The sequence below is a fragment of the Eisenbergiella massiliensis genome (genome assembly GCF_003435485.1).
Window position 1 is genome coordinate 25,120 of sequence record NZ_QVLV01000034.1, and the last position, 22,244, is coordinate 47,363.

Annotated in this window: 24 protein-coding genes and 1 other RNA gene; 17 read left to right on the forward strand and 8 right to left on the reverse strand. The window is 43.2% G+C overall.

Annotation, left to right across the window (positions count from 1 at the left end):
* The first annotated feature begins 2 nt into the window (after positions 1 to 2).
* The 7 genes from DXC51_RS27020 (at position 3) to ssrA (ending at position 7,623) form a co-directional block, all read left to right on the forward strand.
* Complete coding sequence (locus tag DXC51_RS27020) at positions 3 to 1,010, forward strand: ABC transporter ATP-binding protein (protein WP_021636298.1); 1,008 nt, start codon at positions 3 to 5, stop codon at positions 1,008 to 1,010.
* Positions 1,003 to 1,989: an ABC transporter ATP-binding protein gene (locus DXC51_RS27025; RefSeq protein ID WP_021636299.1), complete on the forward strand. Its 987-nt coding sequence runs from the start codon at positions 1,003 to 1,005 to the stop codon at positions 1,987 to 1,989. Before DXC51_RS27020 ends, DXC51_RS27025 begins: the two co-directional genes overlap by 8 nt.
* Positions 1,990 to 2,201: 212 nt before the next feature.
* Positions 2,202 to 4,007: a peptide ABC transporter substrate-binding protein gene (locus DXC51_RS27030; RefSeq protein WP_025490241.1), complete on the forward strand. Its 1,806-nt coding sequence runs from the start codon at positions 2,202 to 2,204 to the stop codon at positions 4,005 to 4,007.
* Positions 4,008 to 4,251: 244 nt separating this feature from the next.
* The gene (gene secG, locus DXC51_RS27035; RefSeq protein WP_021636302.1) at positions 4,252 to 4,491 is read left to right on the forward strand and encodes a preprotein translocase subunit SecG; all 240 of its coding nucleotides are present in this window, start codon (positions 4,252 to 4,254) and stop codon (positions 4,489 to 4,491) included.
* Between the two features lie 102 nt (positions 4,492 to 4,593).
* Positions 4,594 to 6,771: a ribonuclease R gene (rnr, locus tag DXC51_RS27040; RefSeq protein WP_035321891.1), complete on the forward strand. Its 2,178-nt coding sequence runs from the start codon at positions 4,594 to 4,596 to the stop codon at positions 6,769 to 6,771.
* On the forward strand, positions 6,737 to 7,204 hold the full coding sequence (smpB, locus tag DXC51_RS27045) for an SsrA-binding protein SmpB (protein WP_021636304.1): 468 nt from the start codon (positions 6,737 to 6,739) through the stop codon (positions 7,202 to 7,204). The genes rnr and smpB overlap by 35 nt, the downstream gene beginning before the upstream one ends.
* 74 nt (positions 7,205 to 7,278) lie before the next feature.
* Positions 7,279 to 7,623, forward strand: a transfer-messenger RNA (tmRNA) gene (gene ssrA / locus DXC51_RS27050).
* Positions 7,624 to 7,688: 65 nt separating this feature from the next.
* Here the strand turns inward: ssrA and DXC51_RS27055 are convergent.
* The 5 genes from DXC51_RS27055 to DXC51_RS29360 all read right to left on the reverse strand — a co-directional run bounded on the left by DXC51_RS27055 (position 7,689) and on the right by DXC51_RS29360 (position 11,824).
* Positions 7,689 to 8,888 (reverse strand): tyrosine-type recombinase/integrase, encoded by a 1,200-nt coding sequence (locus DXC51_RS27055; RefSeq protein ID WP_117545798.1) that lies wholly within the window; start codon positions 8,886 to 8,888, stop codon positions 7,689 to 7,691.
* Between the two features lie 694 nt (positions 8,889 to 9,582).
* Positions 9,583 to 10,065, reverse strand: coding sequence for a zinc-ribbon domain-containing protein (locus DXC51_RS27065; protein ID WP_117545800.1), 483 nt, complete (start codon positions 10,063 to 10,065; stop codon positions 9,583 to 9,585).
* A 127-nt stretch (positions 10,066 to 10,192) separates the two neighbouring features.
* Positions 10,193 to 10,849, reverse strand: a complete 657-nt coding sequence (locus tag DXC51_RS27070; protein ID WP_117545801.1) for an ImmA/IrrE family metallo-endopeptidase — start codon at positions 10,847 to 10,849, stop codon at positions 10,193 to 10,195.
* A gap of 2 nt (positions 10,850 to 10,851) precedes the next feature.
* Complete coding sequence (locus tag DXC51_RS27075) at positions 10,852 to 11,343, reverse strand: helix-turn-helix transcriptional regulator (RefSeq protein ID WP_117545802.1); 492 nt, start codon at positions 11,341 to 11,343, stop codon at positions 10,852 to 10,854.
* Positions 11,344 to 11,575: 232 nt separating this feature from the next.
* Positions 11,576 to 11,824: a hypothetical protein gene (locus tag DXC51_RS29360; RefSeq protein ID WP_147332415.1), complete on the reverse strand. Its 249-nt coding sequence runs from the start codon at positions 11,822 to 11,824 to the stop codon at positions 11,576 to 11,578.
* A gap of 84 nt (positions 11,825 to 11,908) precedes the next feature.
* On the opposite strand from DXC51_RS29360, the gene DXC51_RS27080 reads away from it, so the two are divergent.
* The 9 genes from DXC51_RS27080 to DXC51_RS27115 all read left to right on the forward strand — a co-directional run bounded on the left by DXC51_RS27080 (position 11,909) and on the right by DXC51_RS27115 (position 19,377).
* Positions 11,909 to 12,346, forward strand: a complete 438-nt coding sequence (locus DXC51_RS27080; protein WP_117545803.1) for a hypothetical protein — start codon at positions 11,909 to 11,911, stop codon at positions 12,344 to 12,346.
* Between the two features lies 1 nt (position 12,347).
* The gene (locus DXC51_RS27085) at positions 12,348 to 12,767 is read left to right on the forward strand and encodes a carbohydrate-binding protein (protein WP_117545804.1); all 420 of its coding nucleotides are present in this window, start codon (positions 12,348 to 12,350) and stop codon (positions 12,765 to 12,767) included.
* 33 nt (positions 12,768 to 12,800) lie between these two features.
* A complete protein-coding gene (locus DXC51_RS27090; protein ID WP_117545808.1) occupies positions 12,801 to 13,286 on the forward strand; it encodes a phage holin family protein in 486 nt (161 codons plus the stop codon).
* Between the two features lie 49 nt (positions 13,287 to 13,335).
* Entirely contained in the window at positions 13,336 to 14,160 is an 825-nt protein-coding gene (locus DXC51_RS27095; RefSeq protein ID WP_181970215.1) for a GH25 family lysozyme, read from the forward strand.
* A gap of 136 nt (positions 14,161 to 14,296) precedes the next feature.
* Positions 14,297 to 15,820 carry a P-loop ATPase, Sll1717 family gene (locus DXC51_RS27100; RefSeq protein WP_117545806.1) on the forward strand — a complete coding sequence of 508 codons (1,524 nt, stop codon included), beginning with the start codon at positions 14,297 to 14,299 and terminating at the stop codon, positions 15,818 to 15,820.
* A 408-nt stretch (positions 15,821 to 16,228) separates the two neighbouring features.
* Positions 16,229 to 16,498: a hypothetical protein gene (locus tag DXC51_RS27105; RefSeq protein WP_117545807.1), complete on the forward strand. Its 270-nt coding sequence runs from the start codon at positions 16,229 to 16,231 to the stop codon at positions 16,496 to 16,498.
* 393 nt (positions 16,499 to 16,891) lie between these two features.
* Positions 16,892 to 17,050 (forward strand): hypothetical protein, encoded by a 159-nt coding sequence (locus tag DXC51_RS29750; protein WP_154466949.1) that lies wholly within the window; start codon positions 16,892 to 16,894, stop codon positions 17,048 to 17,050.
* Positions 17,051 to 17,082: 32 nt separating this feature from the next.
* Positions 17,083 to 18,438: an MATE family efflux transporter gene (locus tag DXC51_RS27110; protein WP_021636306.1), complete on the forward strand. Its 1,356-nt coding sequence runs from the start codon at positions 17,083 to 17,085 to the stop codon at positions 18,436 to 18,438.
* 120 nt (positions 18,439 to 18,558) lie between these two features.
* Entirely contained in the window at positions 18,559 to 19,377 is an 819-nt protein-coding gene (locus tag DXC51_RS27115; protein ID WP_021636307.1) for an alpha/beta fold hydrolase, read from the forward strand.
* A 129-nt stretch (positions 19,378 to 19,506) separates the two neighbouring features.
* On the opposite strand, the gene DXC51_RS27120 is transcribed toward DXC51_RS27115, so the two are convergent.
* The 3 genes from DXC51_RS27120 to rbr all read right to left on the reverse strand — a co-directional run bounded on the left by DXC51_RS27120 (position 19,507) and on the right by rbr (position 21,666).
* Positions 19,507 to 19,719 carry a DUF3006 domain-containing protein gene (locus tag DXC51_RS27120; protein WP_035321892.1) on the reverse strand — a complete coding sequence of 71 codons (213 nt, stop codon included), beginning with the start codon at positions 19,717 to 19,719 and terminating at the stop codon, positions 19,507 to 19,509.
* A gap of 35 nt (positions 19,720 to 19,754) precedes the next feature.
* Positions 19,755 to 20,915: a ComEC/Rec2 family competence protein gene (locus DXC51_RS27125; RefSeq protein WP_117545809.1), complete on the reverse strand. Its 1,161-nt coding sequence runs from the start codon at positions 20,913 to 20,915 to the stop codon at positions 19,755 to 19,757.
* Between the two features lie 154 nt (positions 20,916 to 21,069).
* Positions 21,070 to 21,666, reverse strand: coding sequence for a rubrerythrin (gene rbr, locus DXC51_RS27130; RefSeq protein ID WP_025490235.1), 597 nt, complete (start codon positions 21,664 to 21,666; stop codon positions 21,070 to 21,072).
* A 171-nt stretch (positions 21,667 to 21,837) separates the two neighbouring features.
* Here rbr and DXC51_RS27135 point away from each other — a divergent pair, with 171 nt between their 5' ends.
* On the forward strand, positions 21,838 to 22,233 hold the full coding sequence (locus DXC51_RS27135; protein ID WP_021636312.1) for a hypothetical protein: 396 nt from the start codon (positions 21,838 to 21,840) through the stop codon (positions 22,231 to 22,233).
* The last annotated feature ends 11 nt before the right edge of the window (positions 22,234 to 22,244 follow it).

Genomic DNA, 22,244 nt, shown 5'->3' on the forward strand with positions numbered 1-22,244 from the left:
AAATGAGTGATAATATACTTTCGGTAAAAGATCTTCGTACCTCCTTTACAACTGATAATGGGGAGGTAATGGCTGTAAACGGTATTTCTTTTAATCTTGACAAAGGGAAAATCCTGGGTATTGTAGGAGAATCCGGATCCGGGAAATCCGTTACGGCATATTCAATTATGCGCATCCTTGAGAGCAACGGCAGCATTAAGGGCGGCCAGGTGCTCTATAAAGGAGAAGATGTAACTAAATTTTCAGAAAAGAAGATGAGGGAGTTCCGCGGAAAATGTTGCTCCATTATTTTCCAGGATCCCATGACCAGCCTGAATCCCGTATTCACCGTGGGCAACCAGCTTCGGGAAGCGATTGAGCTTCATACGGACAGAAAAGGCAAAGAGGCGGAAGCGCGTGCCGTGGAAATGCTCACCCTTGTGGGCGTGAATGAACCTGAAAAGCGTGTAAAGCAGTATCCTTACGAACTTTCCGGCGGTATGCGTCAGCGTGTCATGATCGCCATGGCGCTGGCATGTGAACCGGATATCCTGATCGCTGATGAACCGACTACTGCTCTGGATGTTACCATTCAGGCGCAGATACTGGAACTGATGCAGGAACTGCAGAAGAAGCTGGGAATGGCGATTATCATGGTAACCCATGATCTGGGTGTTATTGCAGATATGTGCGATGAAATTATCGTTTTGTACGGCGGACGTGTGTGTGAAAGAGGTACGGCAGAAGATATTTTCTATCGCCCTTGTCATGAATATACGAAGGGGCTTCTGCGTTCCATCCCGAACGTGGACAGAATCGGTGAAAAGCTGATCCCGATTCCGGGTACTCCCATTAACCTGCTGAATATGCCCAAGGGCTGTGCTTTCTGCCCCCGCTGTGAAAATGCCATGAAGATCTGTATTGAGGAGGTTCCCCAGGAAATGCAGATGCCTGACGGACATTACGCATCCTGCTGGCTGAATGTAAAGGCCGCAATGGAGGCGGAGCAAGGAGGCAGAAAACATGAGTAAAGAAGCAAAAACAACGAATAAAAGCGAATATCTGGTTGAGGTCAAGGATCTCAAACAGTATTTTCCCATAAAAGTCGGTTTCATGAAAACTATTCCCTTAAAAGCGGTGGATGGCGTATCCTTTGCCATCAAACCCGGTGAAACACTGGGAATGGTAGGTGAATCCGGCTGCGGCAAGACGACGGTAGGACGTTCTCTTTTAAGACTGTATACGCCCACCGGCGGAGAAGTATTTTATAACGGGGAAAAAGTGGATGGTTCCACCGTCAGGCATATGAGAAAAGAAATGCAGATGGTATTCCAGGATCCCTACTCATCCCTGAATCCCCGTATGACGGTAGAGGATATTATCGGAGAGCCTCTGGATGTACACAAGCTCTATACCTCCCGGGGAGAACGCCGTGACAAAATCATCAACCTGATGGAACTGGTCGGACTGAATGCGGAGCATGCTACCCGTTATGCCCATGAGTTCTCGGGCGGACAGCGCCAGCGTATCGGTATTGCAAGGGCGCTGGCAACGGATCCCAAATTCATTGTCTGTGATGAAGCGGTCAGTGCGCTTGACGTTTCCATTCAGGCGCAGGTTATTAATATGTTTGAAGAACTGCAGGAGAAGCTGGGCGTTGCATATCTGTTTATCGCCCACGACCTGTTGGTAGTGCATCATATTTCAGACAGAATTGCAGTTATGTATCTGGGAAGAATCGTGGAGATTGCGGATTCCAACGAACTCAACGAGAATCCGATCCATCCTTATACCCAGTCGCTTTTAAGCGCAGTGCCTTATCCTGATCCGAAAATGGCAAGGGAAAGGCATCGTATCGTGCTGGAGGGAGATGTGCCAAGCCCGCTGCATATGCCCAGCGGATGTGCATTCCGCACTCGCTGTAAGTACGCAACAGAGCAGTGTGCAAAGGAATGTCCTCCCCTGACAGACAGAGGCGACGGACATCAGGTTGCGTGCTGGAATAAATAAGCAATAACAGCGGGAACGGCTGCTTTGCCGTATCCCGCTGTAAGCATAAATATTGTAAGAAGGGCTGATAACCGCATTTTTTTGGCCTAAACCGCCTTTTTTCTGCAATATTTATCCTGTTTTTCAAATTTTGATACAATTTGTTCTTTCTTTTTTGAAAAGGACGTTGTATAATAAATCGTATCTATTATTATTCATGGGAGGAAATGATTATGAAGAAAAAGTATCTGGCATTAGCGCTGGCTGCTTCCATGGTTGTAAGTACCCTGGCCGGATGTGGTTCCAATAACGCATCTACCGGTGATACCCCTGCAACTACAGCAGAAACCACCGCAGAATCTTCAGCTGAAACAACAGCAGCAGAAGAATCCACCGTAGCAGAAGAAGCAGGAACGACCGCACATGGCCCGTCCAGCGAAGCAGCACCTGCTTGGGAGCAGTATGATGAAAGAATCGCTGCAATCAGACTGGAAACAGATCTGGAGAAGCGTGAAGCGCTTATGCATGAAGCAGAAGACGAGCTGATGAGCACATGGGCTGTTATTCCGCTTTACTATTATAATGATGTTTATCTTCAGAAGACTGATGTAGAAGGTATCTATGCTAACCTGTTTGGTTTCAAGTATTTTGGATTTGCAACCACACCTACCAATACGCTGGCACTTCAGATTGCATCTGAACCCAACAAACTGGATCCGGCTCTGAACTCCACAGTAGACGGTGCATGTCTTGCAATCCTGGCTTTCTCCGGATTGTTCATGTATGATGAGAATGGACAGCTTACACCCGATCTTGTAGATACATATGAGATGTCTGAAGATGGCCTGACCTATACCTTCACTATGAAGGACGGTCTGAAATGGTCCGATGGCACAGAGCTGACTGCCAAAGATGTTGAATACAGCTGGCAGAGACTTGCTAATCCTGATACGGGAGCTGACTATGCATACCTGACCACCGTTATTAAGACCAAAGATGACGGAACTCTGGATGTTGCTGCTTCTGAAGACGGCAAGACCTTTACCGTTAACCTTGTAGCTCCTTGTGCATATTTCCTTGACCTGTGTGCATTCCCTGCATTCTATCCTGTTCCTCAGGCTAACATCGAAAGCGCTGAAGGATATGCTGAGAACCCGGGAGCATGGTGTACAGAAGCTGGCTTCGTATCCTCTGGCCCGATGGTTTGTACAGGATGGAAGCACAATGAATCCATGACTTATGAGAAGAACCCTAACTACTATGCAGCTGACAAGGTTTCTCTTGAAAAAGTTGAATTCATGCTCAGCAGCGATGATACAGCTATTTACAATGCATTCAAGGATGGTTCCCTGCAGTTCTCAGATACTATCGCAACAGATATGATGGCAACTGTAAAGGATACACCTGAATTCCACAAGATTCCTACTCTGGGAACCTACTACTGCGGATTCAATGTTAACAGTGATCTGTTCAAGGGCAAGACCATTCAGCAGGCAGCTGATATGAGAAAAGCTCTGAGCCTGTTAATCGACCGTCAGTATATTGTTGATACAATTGCCCAGGCTGATCAGGAAATCGCCAATACCTTCATCCCTACCGGAATGTCTAATGGTAACGGTGGTGAATTCAGAATGAATGATGATGCTTATACCTATCCTGTAGAAGATAAAGTTGGTTATTATGACCCTGAACTGACAGACGCTAATATTGAAGAAGCTCAGGCTCTTCTTGAAAGCGCTGGATATGTATTTGATGAAAACGGCATGCTGTCCCCTGAAACTCCTATCAACATGACATACCTTACCAACGATTCCGAAGGTAACGTAAAGATTGGTGAAGCTATTCAGCAGGATCTTGCAGCTATCGGTGTTAATGTGACTGTTGAGACTCGTGAGTGGTCCGTATTCCTTGATGAAAGAAAGCAGGGACAGTTCGACTTCTGTCGTGAAGGCTGGCTGGCAGACTACAATGACCCGATCAACATGCTGGAAATGTGGGAAACCGATTCCGGTAACAACGATATGCAGTTTGGTAGATAATCATATAGATTACCACTTTCTGGATATGTGATTGAATAATTAAAGGGCCTGTGCGCTGTGTGCGGCGTACAGGTTCTTTTTTTAACTGTTCAGTTCCTTCACAGTAACCGGCGTGTAGTAACAGTTCAGACCTGTCTGGCCTGTTACGGCATGTACAGCATTTTTGAATTATTTTATTTTATATATTGTAAATATCCGTCTGATGTGGTAAACTAACAATTGCTTGGCATTAGGAGGTGTAGAAATGGCAGTTCTGAGAATAATATTAACAGTGCTTTTTATAATAATTTGTATTGCATTGACAGTTTTGGTACTGATGCAGGAAGGCAAAGCGGCCGGTCTGGGAGCTATCAGCGGTGCGGCAGAGACATATTGGGGAAAGAACAAGGGACGTTCCATGGAAGGAACTTTAGTAAAGATTACCAAGTACCTTGCAATCTCCTTTATTGTTATTGCAGCAATTCTGAATATATCCAAATTTTAACTACCAAAGCACTCTTGTATGCAAACAGGGGTGCTTATTTTTTTCCGGTCTGCGCAGGCTTTCCAGGGGAAAACTGCGCTGCATTACAGAAACAGAGGAGTTATGACAGAAAATAAAACAGAAGCCAGAAAACTTAAGGTGCTGGGCCTGATGGAAGACCCCAGCTATGTCCCTATGCGTGAAAAGGAACTTGCCTGCATCATGCTGGTAGAGCCGGAGGATCGTCCCGAATTCAAAAGGATCCTGCAGGAGCTCCTTTCAGAAGGGAAAATTCAAATTAATAAAAGAGGAAGATATTCTAAACCTGAACAGCAGCTTTTGACGGGGGTTTTTACCAGTCATCAGAAGGGATTCGGGTTTGTGCAGATAGACGGACGGGAAGAAGACCTTTATGTCCCTGAGGATTGTGTTAACGGTGCGTATCATTTGGATACGGTAGAAGTACGCCTGCTTCCCGGACAGCATGGACAGAGACAGGAAGCGGAAGTATGCCGCATTATAGCAAGGGGCATGTCCCATGTTGTTGGAACCTATCAGAAGAGCCGCAGCTTTGGATTCGTCATTCCTGATAACAGTAAGCTGCCTTCGGACATCTTTGTATCCCAGGAACGTTCCAAAGGGGCTGTGAGCGGTTCGAAAGTCGTTGTGGAAATCACTGATTATGGCGGAAGCCGCCGGAAAAGCCCGGAGGGAAAAGTGGTTGAAATACTTGGCCACATCAATGATCCCGGCGTGGATATTATGTCCATTGTAAGAAGCTTTGATCTTCCGGAAGGTTTTCCGGAGAAGGTGATGAACCAGGCGCAGCGCAGCGGTACTGAGGTTACGGAAGCAGACCGGGCCGGAAGGCTTGATCTGCGGGAGTTGACTATGGTAACCATTGATGGTGAAGATGCCAAGGATCTGGATGATGCAGTAAGCCTGGAGAGGGATGGAGAGAATTATTGCCTGGGCGTCCACATCGCAGATGTTTCCAACTATGTGCAGGAAAATTCCGCATTGGACAGAGAAGCCTTAAAAAGAGGCACCAGCGTGTATCTTGTGGACAGGGTAATCCCCATGCTCCCGCATGCACTGTCCAATGGTATCTGTTCGCTGAATGAAGGAGAGGACCGCCTTGCTTTGAGCTGCCTTATGACGGTAAACCATAAAGGGGAAGTGGTGGATTACCGTATAGCTGAAAGCGTTATCCGTGTGGACCGCCGGATGACCTACACAAGTGTTGCAAAAATTCTTGAAAAGGAAGACCCGGAGGAATGTGCCGCTTATGAAGAATTTGTCCCTATGTTCCGGGATATGGCTTATTTGTCTTCTGTAATCAGAGAGAGGCGCCGCCGCAGAGGAGCAATTGATTTTGAGTTCCCCGAAAGTAAAATAATCCTGGATCAATCCGGACATCCGCTGGAGATAAAGCCTTATGAACGGAATACGGCTACTAAGCTGATTGAAGATTTTATGCTGCTGGCCAATGAGACGGTAGCACAGCACTTTTACTGGCTTCAGACGCCGTTTGTTTACCGGACCCATGATAATCCGGATCCGGAAAAGGTGCACCGTCTCAGCCTTTTTATCAATAATTTCGGTTATACCATGAAGACGGGGCAGGAAGAGATACACCCGAAGGAACTGCAGAAGCTCCTGGATAAGGTGGAAGGGACACCGGAGGAGGCGCTGATCAGCAGGCTGACGCTGCGCAGCATGAAGCAGGCGAAGTATACAACGGAATGCACGGGCCATTTTGGACTGGCGAGCCAGTATTACTGTCATTTTACATCTCCCATACGGCGCTATCCCGATTTGCAGATTCACCGCATCATTAAGGAACAGCTTCGCGGGAGGCTGGATGAGGACAGAACGGCACACTATCAGCAGATTCTTCCCCAGGTGGCAAAGCAGTCAAGCCAGCTGGAACGGAGGGCGGATGAAGCCGAACGTGAAACTGACAAACTGAAGAAAACAGAATATATGGAACAGCATGTGGGAGAGATTTATGAAGGCGTGATTTCAGGTGTGACGGCCTGGGGACTCTATGTGGAGCTGCCTAATACCGTGGAGGGCCTGGTTCATGTATCCATGCTGCCCGGGGATTATTACTATTATGATGAAGCCGCCTGCGAGATGCGGGGAACCCAGACCGGGAAAGCATATAAGCTGGGAGAAAAGCTGAAAGTAAAAGTGAAATTTGCGGACAGGTTTACACGGACTATAGATTTTGTCCTGCCGCATGAAGAAGAGGGGATTGACGATGGCGAAGGAAGCACAGAAACTGGTTGCCAATAATAAAAAAGTTTTTCATGATTATTTCGTGGAAGAGAAATATGAAGCTGGCCTGGTGCTGCACGGAACGGAGGTAAAATCACTCCGTATGGGTAAATGCAGCATCAAGGAGGCATTTATCACCGTAGATAAGGGCGAAGTATTCATAAATGGAATGCATGTCAGCCCGTATGAAAAAGGAAATATTTTTAATAAGGATCCGCTCCGGGTGAGAAAGCTGCTCATGCATAAGGCGGAAATTATGAAGCTGACTGGAAAGGTGGCGGAAAAAGGTTACACTTTAATGCCGCTCCAGGTATATTTCAGGGACGGAAGGGCTAAAATTGAAATAGGCCTTTGCCGAGGCAAGAAAATGTATGATAAGCGGCAGGATATTGCTAAAAAGGATGCCAGAAGGGATACGGAGAGGGAATTCAAGGTGAAGAATCTTTATTGATTCCCGCCGGTGCGCCTTGACAAGAGCAGAAAAGGTGTGTATACTAACGGTACCAAAAGTTTTTAATTGAATAAGGGGTAGTCAAGGTTTCGACAGGGGTCTTGCAGCTGGAGAAGCTATCCGCAGGAATGCGTTAAATCCAAACCTAAATACAAACGCTGAAGACAATACTTTAGCTTACGCAGCAGCTTAATGCTGTGTTGTCTGACTTAGAGCACCTACACTTTAAGACTCAGGCATCGACTTTGTAGGAAACGGCACAGGCAAAGCTTTGAGCCTGTGGACGTATTATGAAGCTACTGAAGTTAACCGGATGTCAATTTCCGGTTAATGGAGGGAATGTCTAAGAATTGACTATGATAGTAGAAGGACAGGGAATGGGCTTTTGGACACGGGTTCGACTCCCGTCTACTCCATGAGAAAAGTACCGTATTTGCGGTACTTTTTTTTAATGTGTTGCATTTCGTGTTGCATTCTCAAGCATTTAGGTTATATTTTGCGTGAAATTTTTATATTTTTCACGGAGGGCGGGTGTGTCTTTATAGCCCATAGCATTTAGCCATTCCATATAACCGGGTAAGGAATCTGAATTTTCTTCCAAACCAATTTGCCTTTCAAAATAATCATCAATAATATTGTCTACACGCCGCCTTTCGTCAGAAAAGGTTTGCATGTATGTTTTCTTCATAACTGCATCGGTTTTCCATCCGCCGCGCTCCTGTGCATACTTATCAGGTATTTTGAGCATTGCCATTACAGAAGCATTAACGTGGCGGAGGTCATGAAAAGATATGTGAGGAAGATTATTTTTCTCAAGCAGACGGCTAAACTTATTTGAGACGGCTTTACCACTCATCGTAACAAGCTGATCCGTTTGCACGTTATCTATCAATTTCTTTATATATGGTGGAATTCTGTGACGACGGGTCCGAGTAAATTCTTTAGCCTGTTTTTTTGCTATATCTTCACCTGCTACATGTACAACGACTTCTACGATGGTGATATAATTTCCCTGGATAGACTTTGACTTTGTCAGCCCTTTTATTTCCGATATGGTGAAACTCAACCACATTGCCAATAAGACGGGCAGCTCAATCTTTGTACCGCATACCACATTAAAAATAACTTCAGGAGGAAGCAGTTCCTTCATGTTATTAATTTTGGCAGGTAATTTTACATCTGTATTAAGCTTAGGATGATATAGCTTTAAAACTGCCGTAAGCAGCCCAAATTCGTTCGAAACAGTTTTAGGTGATATTGGCTGCCCTTTGCTTCTTTTACTCGTAGATGGGCGCTTAGATTCCTTGTTAACAGCTTCCCTCAGTTTATCATTGGTTATATCCCTAAGCCGCAGATCCATTAAATCTTGAAATCCATTGTCGCGGATTATTTTATAACCATTTATTGTAGTTGGCGATAAGACAGCGTCAGAATCTGTGATATATTTATCGATGGCCTGACGGAGGGTCATTTTGGAATATGCGTGATTCTTTTTTGTTTCCAGAAATTCAAGAGCAGCTTTTTCAGCTTCTAGTTTTCCAGCGCGAGATGGATCGTCGCAGGTAAAGGATTCATAAATGCGTTTCTTCTTTTGAACTCCAGTTTTGGGATCGATCACCATTTCATAATGGCTGAATGCTTGGCATCTCCAAGAGCCAGATGGTAGTTTTTTTGCTGTTGGCATAATTTTACCTCCTAAAAATTTGTATAAAAATAACACCTGTACAGGTGCCGGAGGTTTGTGGTAAAATAATCTTGCTACGGAATGCTTTACCGGCCCTCTGGCCCGTACAGTATTCAATTTTCCGCTCTGGTGTTGGTAGCACTGGGGCGGTTTTTTTTATTTCTTTAACAGGATAACACTAATAATGATGAAGAGCAGGATAATTAGTCCAGCCAAAATTATCATAATATAATCGGAAAGAGAGCCTTCTTTTTTTATATTGTTGTTAGCCAACTGATTAGTATTTGTACAAGGATTATTTACGTCCCAATGACAGCCGCATTCATTACACGTGGCGTAAGTTACTAAGCGATTTTTCTGTTGAAGCAATATTGGGATAAGGACAAGAAGGCCACAACATGTAAGAGCAAGAATAATGTAACCAATTATCATTAACCAACTTGTCTTTATAGGCTCATTTATGGTTTGGTATGTGATATTTATCGAACCACATTCAGGGCAAGGATGTACTATTTTACCTTGCAATGCGTCTTTGGAATATATCCCGCCAGTTGGCCCAAATTGAAAACCACAGTTTGGACATTGAACAGCTCTATTTGAAATTGGTTTTCCACATCTCGGACAATTAATAAACGGCATAATTTTATTTATCCTTCTCTAATTAATTTAATTCGCATCCATAAATATTCCATAATTAAGAGTAGTTGTTATATACCAATATGCATACGATAATTATTGCTAGAGAGATTGCAATACTGAGTACTCCTATTATAAGTTCCTTTTTCTTATTTTCTTTGCTTAGAATAATTTTTTTATTCGTTACCATATTGTGTTCAGCGGTATTCCAATGATAACCACAAGTCTTGCATGTAGCATAAGTAACAGTCCGTTCTTTTGGAGAAAGCATAATAGGAATTAGGACAAAAAGCCCACAACAGGTTAATGCTAACACAATATATAAAATAACAGTACCCATATCCAATGGTATTGGTTCTTTTGCAGTTGTATAGAAAATATCATGAGAGCCACATTCTGGACAAATAGGGATTACTTTATGTGTTAATGCGTCTTTGGAAAAGGTTCCTGTATTTGGTGAAAACTGCAATCCACAGTTTGGGCATTGAACAGCTTTGTTTGAAATTGGGCTTCCACATCTAGGACATTTAATGAGTGGCATAATTTTATTTACCCCTCCTTTTTAACACAATTCATGACCGTACAGATTATCGTTTTCAGCTGCCTGATAAAAATTATAACCATACTTCTGCAATATTTGAATTCTTTTTTCATTCTCGGCTATTTCCCTAGCCCTTTTTCTTCTCTCTCTTTTGGAGATATGCAATCCAGCGTTTACATTGTTCATTTGTAATGTCAGAATGAGATATTTCTTGTTTTGCGGCAATCTTTTCCTGTATTACAGGACATGGCTGCGGAGTAACTTTTTCAGGCTTAAACAATAAATAAAGTTTTTTTTCGGAATCACTGGGCGCTCTGTTGGGCTTAGTCTGGATATTTAAAATCCATTTTTTATAGTCTGATACTGCCATATTGGAAGCAGCGTAAGATAAACCAAACAAATCATGTATTTCATCAGCATTCTTTTTGGATGTAAGATGATGTATTAAAATGCGCGGTGCTAAGATACAGCTTGCAAAATAGTCAGCATCATCTTCATCTTTTTCAGTTCCGTCAGGAATTTCCATAATATAATGACCAAACTCATGCATTATATTGAAAGCGGTGCGTCTTTCAAAAACAGTATCATTATAAAAGACAGTATTTTTAACGGTAAAGGCATCACTTGTAGCGTGATGACACTTCTGTTTTTCAGTTGCGGATGAAAAAGACATATATTTTATATTATATGCATCCAATATTTTAAAACAGTTTATTGGCAGCGAGGTTATATTACATTTATTGTAGACTTCATATATGCGTTTGTACATTATATTTTTGTCCAATATTATTCGTCTCCATTAGGGAATAAAGTATAAATCAATTCAGCTATATCTTTTTCTGTGAAATTTTTTTTCTTATTTCTTGCGACAAAGGACTTAATATCTTTTTTAGTTACTGTGGGATATTCAGGATAAGGTACTATATTATCGTCATCGATGATATCCTTTGTAGTTTCACAACGGTTGAATTCTTCTGTTAAAGTAAAGTCAATTATTTTTTTCCCATGCTCATCAAGAGAATGATACTTTTTTAATAGAATAAAATCATCCGGTGATAATGTATCAGTTTTCTTATTAAAACCAAAAGCATCATCGACAGTAGTTCCATATATATCACACAATGTAAAGAGTGTGTTTGCATCAGGTTGTGAATAACCTGTTTCCCAGTGACCAATTATTTGTTGTTTTCTACCGAGAATTTCAGCAACTTCTTTTTGTGTTTTACCCGAAGCAATTCTTAATTCTTTTAAAATCAAACCTATTTCAACCTTTGTCATAGCGTACCTCCATCTATATTAATTCAATATTATCATAAGAATTTTCGGAAATCAATATAGAAACTCAAAAATTTAGTATTTATGTATTGACAACTAAAATATTGAGTGATAATATTGCAATATACTCAAAAAATGAGTTTATAAAAGGAGGTGGTCAGATTGAAGAAGGACATAAGAGACAATCTTAAAGCGGGCTTTAACTGGAAAAATATGGTCTCCCTCATTTGTTGGATTATGTACTCCGGGCAACTATCCACATGACCCGGTATTTGCCCTCAAGGTGCGAAATTGCGCCGGAACCATTTATGGCGCTTGCAGAAAGCGTTGTTTTATTACCATCAAGATTTGTGCTCATTCGCGGAAACATACGTACATTATCACAAATAAACATAACAGCATAATTGGTGTCTGGGAAACCAGCATTATGGGTAAGTGTAGTATTACCTCCTGAGAAGGTCAGCTCTGTAATACCTGCTTTCACGGTGGGCAGACCTGCTAAATTCTGATTTATTGAAGTTAAACAAAATAATTTTTACCTACGGAAAACCGTAGAGAAAGGAAATCTATGAGTAAAATAAGATTCGCAAATGACATTGAAATGGAGGTATATGGTGTTACCCAGTCCGGTGATACACTGCATATTGAGGTGGACACAGCTGATGTGAATTCGGTTATTTCCAAGTTCCGCGACAATTCCGCAGCCACTTCTGTAATGAGATATTATGTCGGCACCGACTTGCTGCGCGGATATGCTGGCTATGCAAAGCTGGCAGGTATTCAGTTTGTGCCTGATGTACTCAGGGATATCAATTATGCAATTGTGGATCCAGCCACGGCAAGCGGGTTCCAGGAAACGCGGGTGGACACCGTGACGGTCACTATGCAGAAGACACAGGAGGGCATTGACGCTATTACCGCGCAGCTGGCGAATCATGAAAATGAAATCTCCGTGCTCAAAACAGATATGGGTGCATTGGAAAAAACTATATTAGGAGGAGAATAATATGAGGAAAGAAGCGTTACAGAAACTTGAAGCTATGCGGAAGCAGGCAGAGATAAACTGTGCCGGAAACACGGATATGCAGGCGTTAGAAGTAGCCGCCCTGTACCCAGACTGGACAAGCCTGGCGGAAGGGGAGGCGCTGGAGGCGGGCAGCCGTGTGCGGCACAAAGGCACGCTGTATAAAATCCTGCAGGGGCACAACAAACAGTCTGGGTGGGCGCCGGATGTTACGCCGTCCCTGTTTGCCAAAGTCCTAATTCCGGATTCGTCTACGCCGGAATGGGAGCAGCCGGGTAGCACTAACGGGTACGGCGTGGGTGACAGGGTGACGCATGGCGACAAGACGTGGGAATCCCTGGTTGATAACAATGTATGGGAGCCTGGAGTAGCAGGTTCGGAATCTTTATGGAAGGAAATTTAATCCGCATTGATGGAGGGAAAGGGAGGAAATATTATGAAACAGGTATATTTTACGGTACAGGCAGGTGCTGCTGCGCTTCTGGCCTGGTTGTCTGCAAGACTGGGGCTGCTTTTACCTGTACTTATTATTCTGGCAGGGATGATGGTATTGGACTATATAACGGGGATGCTGGCAAGTAAGACGGAAGCGCTGGAGCATCCAGAGGATCCGTCTTATGGATGGAATTCTAGGCGGGGAACCGCCGGGATTATTAAGAAAGTTGGATATCTCTGCATTATTGCCGTGGCAATGGTAGTTGATTGGATCATTCTTAATGTGGCATCACAGGCAGGAATTGAAATTGGGCTGAAAGCGTTTTTTGGTCTTCTTGTGGCAATTTGGTACGTCCTGAATGAACTATTATCCATCATAGAGAATGCTGGCAGGATGGGAGCAAATGTGCCTACATGGCTTTCCAGATACGTTGCTGTGCTGAAAAATAAAATTGATACGCAGGGGAATGGAAAAGGGCTTGAGTAGCATTGATATGGGGCGGCTACAACCGCCCTTATCTTTTAGGAGGCATATTATGTATAAAGGAATAGATGTAAGCAGTAACCAGGGAACAATAGACTGGAAAAGGGTAAAAGCCGCAGGATGCGATTTTGCAATCCTCAGGAGCACGGTTAAATCTGGCAACGCAGATAAGCAGTTTGCCGCTAACGTGGCTGGATGCCGGGCGCAGGGAATCCCTATGGAAGTCTACAAGTACACTTATGCTCTCACTCCTACACAGGTAGTAGATGAGGCTCAGCAGGTAGCGTCCTTGCTACGCTCTTACGGCCTCACCTGCCGTGTTTGGTGGGACGTAGAGGACAATTCCCTGCGCGCTCTTAATCAGGGCGTGCTGACAGGCTTGATACAGTCTGCAGCGGATGTTATTATCGGCGCTGGACTGGAATTCGGTATCTATACGGGCAAGTCATTTTATAATGAAAAAGTTTTTGATACCACGGCTTTTGATTGTCCGTTTTGGATGGCACGATATCCCAGCAGCGGATACTATGCTCTGGCTGATAATCCGCCCGCGGACAAGTACAAGCCCGCTCCGTCTCAGCCGTTGGTAGCTTGGCAATACACCAGCAAGGGACGCGTGGACGGTATAACAGGGCCAGTGGACCTTAATGTCTGCTATATCCCGTTTTGGGAGACGCAGAGCCCGGAGTATTACCTGCAGGATGTCTGGCACGGGACAAGCATTACGCGCGCTCTGGAGAGCATCGGGGAGGATGGAAGCTATCAGCATCGGGTGCAGATTGCGACTGCCAACGGCATTACGGGCTATGTAGGTTCGGCGGAGCAGAATACACATATGCTTAACCTGCTGCGGACGGGTCAACTATTAAAGACATGATAATAAATGGACCACTAAATATACGCTATATTATTTTGAAATACAATATATTGTATTATTTTATTATATATTTGAACTTTTTGTCAAAATATGGTATTATTTATTTTATAATATATAGGACAAAAGGAAATTTATAATGGAAGATAATATTATTTTATCAGATATATTTATTGGAAATCCCGATGGATTGTCTGAAGCAAGAAATAAAAAATTTGATACTCTATTCTATAATAAAAACAATAAATATCAATTGCTTCAATCAGACCCTTCAAAGTTTATTATCACGGGTAGAAAGGGAACTGGTAAAACATTATTAGGTAAATATTATGAAAAAAGGCAAAATGAGGAGAATGTATTCTCAAAATATATTGATAAAGATGATGTTTTATTTATGCAATTACAGTCCATTGGGAATGGTAATATCCCTCAAAATGAGAGAGCGGCATTTTCTCAATATGCAATATTAAGTCAGATGGGAAAAATATTATTAGACAATCAAATCAAAATATTGAAAAAAAGCCCTTTTATAAGTAAATATTTTATTTATAAAAAAATTCATAAACTTGGAAAATTATTGAAGCAGCAAACTCTTTATGGATTTAATTTGAAAGAAGTTTCTTTAAGTAACTCTTCAGCGTTAGCAGGAGAATATTCTCGAAATAATTCTAAGATAAATGCTAAAAGACAACAGGATAATACCAAAAAATATGAAAAAGCTCCGTATTATCAGTATTTGGATGATATGCAAAATTTGATTATCCAGCTATTAGCTATTTTTCCAATTGCAATTATTATTGATGATTTGGATGAGTACGATGAAAAAATTACTGAGAATTCTGATTTCGCGAAATTTTTATCAAAATTTATTGAAGTAACATATAAAATTAATGTTGAGATCGTATCAGTTTCTCCTAAAAGCAAAGTGGTATTGTTGTTTAGATCGGATCTTTTAAAACTTTTACATAGTGTATCTACTAATTTAAATAAATTTACAGTAAATTCCGTAATTAATTTAAATTGGTTAGAAAAGCCTTATGCAGGAGAGGCTTATAGCAATAGTCTTATGGATATGCTATTAAATAAGATAAGGGTGTCTTGTCCTGAGTTTAAAGGACTTGATAACCGGGAACTTTTTGCAAGGATGTTTCCTCCACAGATCAAAGGTATTGATACTCTTAAATATTTGCTAAACTATAGTCATGGAAGACCTCGAGATATTGTAAATATGTTAAATATTATAATACAGAAATATCCTAACGAGAGAATGTTTAAGAATATTATGTTTTTAGAAACTGAGGCCGAATATTCAAGAGCCTTTTGCAATGAGTTAAAAAACGAGATGTCTTTATACTATGACTCAAATTATATTGATGATTGTTTTCATGCGATAAGCCTAATACATAGGAATAATTTTTGGCCTTTTGATGTTGGAAAAGTTATTGAAAGTTCGCAGAATAGGATTCCATCCATAACAGACGTAAGTAAAATGTTAGAAATATTATATAAGTTTGGTGTAATCGGTAATGTTAGAAAAGTAGATACTAATCAGAAAAAAAAAGAATTTAAGTATTCATTTGGATACAGAGAAGATGGGAATGATATGGTTAATTTGCATGAAAAATTTACTATTCATTTTGCACTTAGAAAAGAGTTAGTATAACAAGAACCCCTCTACTTTTGAGTGGAGGGGTTCTGTTGGTATTTTGCAACCAGATATTTAAGGGCTTCTGCATCCCTTTATAAGCTAATATATTGCTTATCCTTATTATATGTTACACTTGAAAAAAAAACAAGAGTAAAATTATAAAAAGTCAAGTGTTTTAAGAAAAATAATTAGAAAAAATTCTAGTATAATTTGGCGAAAATAGGTAAATTTGACCAAATACATGTACAATTGTATGAAATCCATTAAATTTAAGAGATACTCAGCATTATACAGTCAAATAATAAGAATTATTTGATGACTTCTTAAAATATGTAATTTTAATGATATTTATATTTTTGTATTAATTTCAATAAGCTGTCATAAGTATTCTCCATCTTTTTCTATAGTATATGGAGAATATTTATGACAGCTTATGAGCATCGGCACAAATTCGGAATTGATATACCGGGCAGCATCGGCGGCCTGAAGATAGATGACCGTGTTGTGTACCAGAAGGACGGGATACAATGTATAGGTTATATTTATTGCTTCAGGCAATTTGGATATGTTTGGTATGCATGGCTTTATACAGATGTGAACACCTTGCAAACCATTGATTGTGTGGAGGTTAGGCAGTTGAATAAACCGGAAAACAATGGACTAAATTACGCAATAAATAAGTATGATAATTGAATTTTGCGTGTTGCATTTCGTGTTGCATAGTAGTATTATTTTATAGAAAACTGTTTACAACTAAGGAAAATAATATTAGCCTTGAAACTGGTAAATCCGCGCATTTACAAGGAATAGCGCAAATGCGCGGAGGTGTTTCTTCCTATTATAATGGGTTCGACTCCCGTCTACTCCATTAAAAACACTGATAAAATGGGGCTTTTTTTGGATGCGATTTTAAAAAGGTAATACCAAAGGTAATACCTGGAATTGTCCAGGCTTTCCTGCAAATTCAATTTATTATTATTTTGGGGCTATGGAGTAGAAGACTTAGGTTTTCTACTCTATTTTATAGTATAACAGAACGGAAAACGTACATAAATGAAGCAACAGGCTTCATGGGGAGGGAACAATATGCACAAGGAATACTTACTCAGCTGCTTTGACATGACAAAAATGGAAGACGAAAATGAATTCTTTGAATCCTTCGATGAGATGGAGCTTTTTATAGAGCAAAATAAAGAAAATATAATAATTGACGGGACATATCATCTGGAGGAGCTCAATCTCTAAGGAAGACATGACAGGAGGCTCACAGAAGCTTTATGGCAGCAACAAGAAAAAAAGATACGCTTATGACAGAGGGCGCTATCTGGAAAAACATTCTTCTGTTTGCACTTCCCCTGATGCTGGGGAATATTTTTCAGCAGCTTTACAATACGGTAGACAGTATTGTGGTCGGCAATTTTGTGGGAAAAGAAGCACTTGCGGCGGTAGGTACAACGGACAGCATCATAAATACCTTTATCGGATTTTTTTCCGGACTGGCGACCGGTTCGGGGATTATTATATCCCAGTATTTTGGCGAGAAAAATGAAAAGGGCGTGCATGACGCCGTACATACAACAATAGCGCTCACCTTTCTGATGAGTCTGATCTGCACAGTTTGCGCTATTCTTCTTGTGCCGGCGTTTCTTCATATGATGGGGACTCCGAAGGATGTGTTTGATCAGTCGGCGGTTTATCTCAAGATTTATTTTGCCGGAAGCATGGGACTGCTTTTTTATAATATGGGGGCTGGGATTCTGCGTGCGGTGGGCGATTCCAGGCGGCCACTCTATTTCCTTATTTTTTCAGCCCTGCTTAATATCGGGCTGGATCTTTTCTTTGTAGCCTACCTTGGCCTTGGAGTAGCCGGAGTCGCCTGGGCAACGATTATTTCTCAGGGCGCGTCAGCCATACTCATTATGGCCGCGCTGTCCAGGGAAACGGAAAGCTACCGCGTCATATGGCGGAAGGTAAGAATCAATCCGGTGATGACTCGTAAAATATTTCAAATCGGTCTGCCTTCTGCGCTGCAGATGGCGGTTACTTCGTTTTCCAATGTATTTGTCCAGTCCTATATCAATCATTTTGGTTCTGCTGCCATGGCAGGCTGGTCCTCCTATGGGAAAATAGATAAATTCTGCCTGCTTCCCATTCAGAGTATTTCGATGGGGGTAACCACCTTTGTAGGCCAGAATCTGGGCGCCAGAAAGCTTGACAGAGTGAAGCGGAGTACCAGGGTGGGGCTTATGATTTGTTTTGGTATAGCCCTTGTTATCATTATTCCGGTGTGGCTTGCCGCCGGCTCGCTTGTGAGGCTATTTAACCAGAGCCCGGACGTCCTGTCCTATGGCACGTTGTTTGTCCGCCTTGAAATGCCGTTCTATTTTGCGCTGTGTATCAATCAGATATACGCGGGGACGCTCAGAGGCGTGGGAAATACAAAGGCGCCCATGGTGATCATGATGTCCTGCTTCATTGTTTTCCGGCAGGTGTATCTGTTTTCCGTTTCTCATATTACCGAGTCAATCATCTGGGTAGCGCTGGGGTATCCCTTTGGCTGGATTCTGTGCAGCCTGTGCCTTGTTCTTTATTTCAGGCATACCAATCTGGAGAAGTACAGGGTGGCCGGATAATGGGAGAATGCCGTTCTGTAAAATCGGCGGCAAACGGCCGTAACGGATTTTTCAGCCGCAGGTAAAGCACTGGATAAGTACAGACCGCATATAATATCAAAAACAGGAAATGGGTGGAATATGTATTTTGTAAAGACATCCGATGATATAAATCTTGCTGTCTATGATTATAACCCCAAGGGAAAGAAAACGGTGCTTCTGATTCATGGCTGGCCGCTGTCCCATCTGATGTATGAATACCAGCTGGAGATGCTGATTTCCTGCGGTTACAGGGTAATCACCATGGATTTGAGAGGCTTTGGAAATTCCGATGTGCCTGCAGGCGGCTACTGTTATGACCAGATGGCGGAGGATATTTATAAAGTGGTGTGTGCGCTGCGACTGAACCGGTTTACGCTGGCCGGATTTTCCATGGGCGGGGCTATCGTGCTCCGATATATGAGAGAATTCCAGGGATACGGCGTGGAGCGGCTGATTCTGCTTGCCGCCGCAGCGCCCAGCTGGACCAGGAGAGAGGGATTTCCTTACGGGCTGACCAGGGAATATGTGAACGGGCTCATCAGGGAAGCCTGTACGGATCGTCCCAGGCTGGCCTGTAAATTCAGCCATGAACAGCTTTTTGCAAGCTGCCAGTCCGAGCCTTTGAAAAACTGGTTTGAGGATATAGCCCTTTCCGCTTCAGGGATCGGTACGGTGCAGGCGGCCATTGCGCTGCGGGATGAGGATGGAAGAAATGATCTGAAGGCTGTTGAGGTCCCCACTGTGATCATCCATGGGAAAAAGGATGTGGTGGTATCCAGTCAGCTGGCGGAGTATCAGCACATGGCAATCCAGGGCTCTAAGCTGTATGAGCTGGAAAACAGCGGGCACGGTATCGTTTATGATGAGTTGGAACGTTTTAACGATTTGTTTTTGATGGCGGTGGAAGGAAAGTGCTGATACCAACCGTTTTTACTTCAAGGTTTTATGAAATATATAGAGAAAGCAAAAAAGGCAGATATCCTTTTCCGGGATACCTGCCTTCTCTGTCATGCTTCAGCCAAACAACCTTTTCTTTTTTATCATGCTTCAGCCAAACAGCCTTTTCCTTTTTTCTTCAATCCTTCTGCGCCGCTCCTGTGTTGCGTCGCTGTCTATTCGGTAAACGCCATCCTCATACACCAATACGTCGCCCTCCATGGACTGTGGCGGCAATTCGCTGCGGGGGACAAGAAGGGTGGTGCGGTCTTCCTTTTCACAGACTGCGTTATCACCTTCAAAACGATCAATGATATAGCTCATAAATTCTCCTTTCAGCCCTGTAACCCGGGCGGACATCAGGGATTGCACTGACTGCAGGGCGAATAGCCCATGCCGGTTATTTCCTCCCTGCTTCCTTCATAGTAAATTTTATTGGCTTCCTTCATCTGGAAAACAGAGGTGCAGTCCGGGTAGTGGAACTTCATGCTGTTTTTATTCAGTACATAGGTAGCCGTCTTAGGAGCATCTTCCTGCATAGTTCCCGGCAAAGCTTCCCCGGAGCCTGGGGAAGCGGCGGTTTCCCATGTGATTTGGCTCCCGTCTGAAGTGGCTATCAGCGTTCCCTGTTCATCCGTACGGTATACCCTGATGCCGGAGGCGGACAGCTTTTCCATGGTTTCCCTGTGAGGATGGCCGTAGCTGTTGTCTGTTCCGCAGGAAATCACTGCACAGGAGGGGCTGACCGCCTGGAGGAATTCATCGCAGGTGGAAGTGGAACTGCCATGATGGCCCAGCTTCAGGACGTCGGCCTTCAGGGAAAGGCCGCTTTCCGTCATGGCTTTTTCCGAAGGCGCCTCCGCATCGCCGCACATAACGAAGGCATTGGAGCCAAAGGCCAGCCGGATTCCAACGGACAGGTTGTTCAGATCACCGTCCTTTGCCGCCTGTTCGGCAATGTCTGCGGCAGGGGAGAGAATGGTAAAATCAGCCTCCCCAAGAGAATAGGTATCGCCCGGCTCTGGTCTGGTGACCCGAAGCTCCTTTTCCAGAAGCGCATCCAGCACATCCTCATAGGTCCGCGTTGTATGGGATACGTCCGGCATGATGACCGTGCCGATGTCAAATGCACGGATAACGTCGTCCATCCCGCCGATATGATCCTCATGGGGATGTGTTCCTATCAGATAGGATAGCTTTGTAACTCCCAGAGATTGTAAATATGCGGTGACGGTGGGACCGCTTTCATTGGTGCCGGCGTCCACCAGCATATTTTCCGTTCCTGACTGGATGAGTATGGAATCTCCCTGTCCCACGTCAATGAAATGTACTTTTAGTACCCCGGCAGCATCCGGCGCCGGAACCGGCTGGGCTGCCGTTTCCTCAGACCTGCTCATTTCACCCGGGCCGGATACTGCGGGAGCGCATCCTGTAAAAATGAGGGAAGCGCACAACGCCAGAGAAGCGGAAAACAGGAACCTTCGGAAAGGACCGTATCCGTTTCTGCGTACTGCATACATATGTTTTAAATTCGCTTTCATGTTCTAATCCTCCTGACACTTTATGATATAACAGATTCCCGCGGAAGAAAAGAAAAAAATAAGGCATGTGCCAACCGCCATTTTCCGTCCTGTTACGGGACTGGCGGTTGGCACATGCCTTTTCAGGGCCTTCCTATTCGCTGAAGGGAGCCATGGAAACGCGGATAAAATAGCCTTTGTCGTGATCGCAGACCGGGCATTTTTCCGGCGCATTTGTACCGGTGTATACATAGCCGCAGTTTAAGCAGATCCAGCCGGTTTCCACATCGGAAACAAAAAGCCTGTTCTGTTCCATAAGCTGGGCAAACTTCCCGAAGCGGTCTCCGTGTGTTTTTTCAATTGCGGAGATCATATGGAAGGATGCGGCAACCCTGGAGAAGCCTTCCTCCGCGGCTTTGTCCCCAAAAGCCTTATAAATCGGATCATATTCTTCATATTCATTGTGCTGTGCGGACAGAAGAAGCTGCTTTATATCAGGATAAATATCCACAGGGTAGCCGCCGTCCACAACGATGGTTTCTCCCGCAAGCTCCTTTAAGTGATTATAAAAAATTTCTGCATGCTCCTTTTCCTGGTTGGCCGTAAATGTAAAAACGGCTTCAATAACATGAAGGCCATCCTTTTTAGCCTGGGAGGCTGCAAATGTATAACGGTTTCTTGCCTGACTTTCACCTGCAAAGGCACGCATCAGGTTATCCTTTGTTTCACTGTTCCTGAAATCAATGGGCATTTTCATCCACTCCTTTTCTGATATGGTTATTTCTAGTATGGGCAGCGGGAAAAGGTTTATACTTTTTTTATAGTAAGTTTTCAGCCAGTTAATTGCAATTTGTGTACATAAGGGTAAAATGAAGAACAGAGTAGCAGACACAAGAGTCTGTATGAATGGGAGACATGTAAAATGAAAGAAAAACTGATACGGTTTATGCAGGGCAGGTATGGGGTGGACCAGTTTACCAGATTCCTGATGGGAGTGGCGCTGGCGTGCATGATCATTTCTCTTTTTACCAGAAATGCCGTCTGGTCGTTTCTGATCTTATTAGTTCTGGTTTACAGCTATTTCCGTATGTTCTCCAAAAATATCCAGAAGCGCTATGCGGAAAATCAGAAATATCTGCAGATGACTGCCGGAATCAGAAAAAAATGGGCATCCTTCCAGAGGGATATGAAGGACAGAAAGACCCATCACATTTACAGATGTCCTGGCTGCAAACAGAAAATCAGGGTTCCGAAGGGAAAAGGGAAAATCGCAATCCGCTGCCCGAAGTGTCAAACAGAATTTATCAAGAAGAGCTGACGGGAGAAAAA

Excerpts from the sequence above, each read along its gene's own strand:
- DXC51_RS27020 (WP_021636298.1), top strand. The coding sequence starts at position 3 with ATGAGTGATAATATACTTTCGGTAAAAGATCTTCGTACCTCCTTTACA.
- DXC51_RS27025 (WP_021636299.1), top strand. The coding sequence starts at position 1,003 with ATGAGTAAAGAAGCAAAAACAACGAATAAAAGCGAATATCTGGTTGAG.
- DXC51_RS27030 (WP_025490241.1), top strand. The coding sequence starts at position 2,202 with ATGAAGAAAAAGTATCTGGCATTAGCGCTGGCTGCTTCCATGGTTGTA.
- secG (WP_021636302.1), top strand. The coding sequence starts at position 4,252 with ATGGCAGTTCTGAGAATAATATTAACAGTGCTTTTTATAATAATTTGT.
- rnr (WP_035321891.1), top strand. The coding sequence starts at position 4,594 with ATGACAGAAAATAAAACAGAAGCCAGAAAACTTAAGGTGCTGGGCCTG.
- smpB (WP_021636304.1), top strand. The coding sequence starts at position 6,737 with ATGGCGAAGGAAGCACAGAAACTGGTTGCCAATAATAAAAAAGTTTTT.
- DXC51_RS27055 (WP_117545798.1), bottom strand. The coding sequence starts at position 8,888 with ATGCCAACAGCAAAAAAACTACCATCTGGCTCTTGGAGATGCCAAGCA.
- DXC51_RS27065 (WP_117545800.1), bottom strand. The coding sequence starts at position 10,065 with ATGCCACTCATTAAATGTCCTAGATGTGGAAGCCCAATTTCAAACAAA.
- DXC51_RS27075 (WP_117545802.1), bottom strand. The coding sequence starts at position 11,343 with ATGACAAAGGTTGAAATAGGTTTGATTTTAAAAGAATTAAGAATTGCT.
- DXC51_RS27080 (WP_117545803.1), top strand. The coding sequence starts at position 11,909 with ATGAGTAAAATAAGATTCGCAAATGACATTGAAATGGAGGTATATGGT.
- DXC51_RS27085 (WP_117545804.1), top strand. The coding sequence starts at position 12,348 with ATGAGGAAAGAAGCGTTACAGAAACTTGAAGCTATGCGGAAGCAGGCA.
- DXC51_RS27090 (WP_117545808.1), top strand. The coding sequence starts at position 12,801 with ATGAAACAGGTATATTTTACGGTACAGGCAGGTGCTGCTGCGCTTCTG.
- DXC51_RS27095 (WP_181970215.1), top strand. The coding sequence starts at position 13,336 with ATGTATAAAGGAATAGATGTAAGCAGTAACCAGGGAACAATAGACTGG.
- DXC51_RS27100 (WP_117545806.1), top strand. The coding sequence starts at position 14,297 with ATGGAAGATAATATTATTTTATCAGATATATTTATTGGAAATCCCGAT.
- DXC51_RS27105 (WP_117545807.1), top strand. The coding sequence starts at position 16,229 with ATGACAGCTTATGAGCATCGGCACAAATTCGGAATTGATATACCGGGC.
- DXC51_RS29750 (WP_154466949.1), top strand. The coding sequence starts at position 16,892 with ATGCACAAGGAATACTTACTCAGCTGCTTTGACATGACAAAAATGGAA.
- DXC51_RS27110 (WP_021636306.1), top strand. The coding sequence starts at position 17,083 with ATGGCAGCAACAAGAAAAAAAGATACGCTTATGACAGAGGGCGCTATC.
- DXC51_RS27115 (WP_021636307.1), top strand. The coding sequence starts at position 18,559 with ATGTATTTTGTAAAGACATCCGATGATATAAATCTTGCTGTCTATGAT.
- DXC51_RS27120 (WP_035321892.1), bottom strand. The coding sequence starts at position 19,719 with ATGAGCTATATCATTGATCGTTTTGAAGGTGATAACGCAGTCTGTGAA.
- DXC51_RS27125 (WP_117545809.1), bottom strand. The coding sequence starts at position 20,915 with ATGTATGCAGTACGCAGAAACGGATACGGTCCTTTCCGAAGGTTCCTG.
- rbr (WP_025490235.1), bottom strand. The coding sequence starts at position 21,666 with ATGCCCATTGATTTCAGGAACAGTGAAACAAAGGATAACCTGATGCGT.
- DXC51_RS27135 (WP_021636312.1), top strand. The coding sequence starts at position 21,838 with ATGAAAGAAAAACTGATACGGTTTATGCAGGGCAGGTATGGGGTGGAC.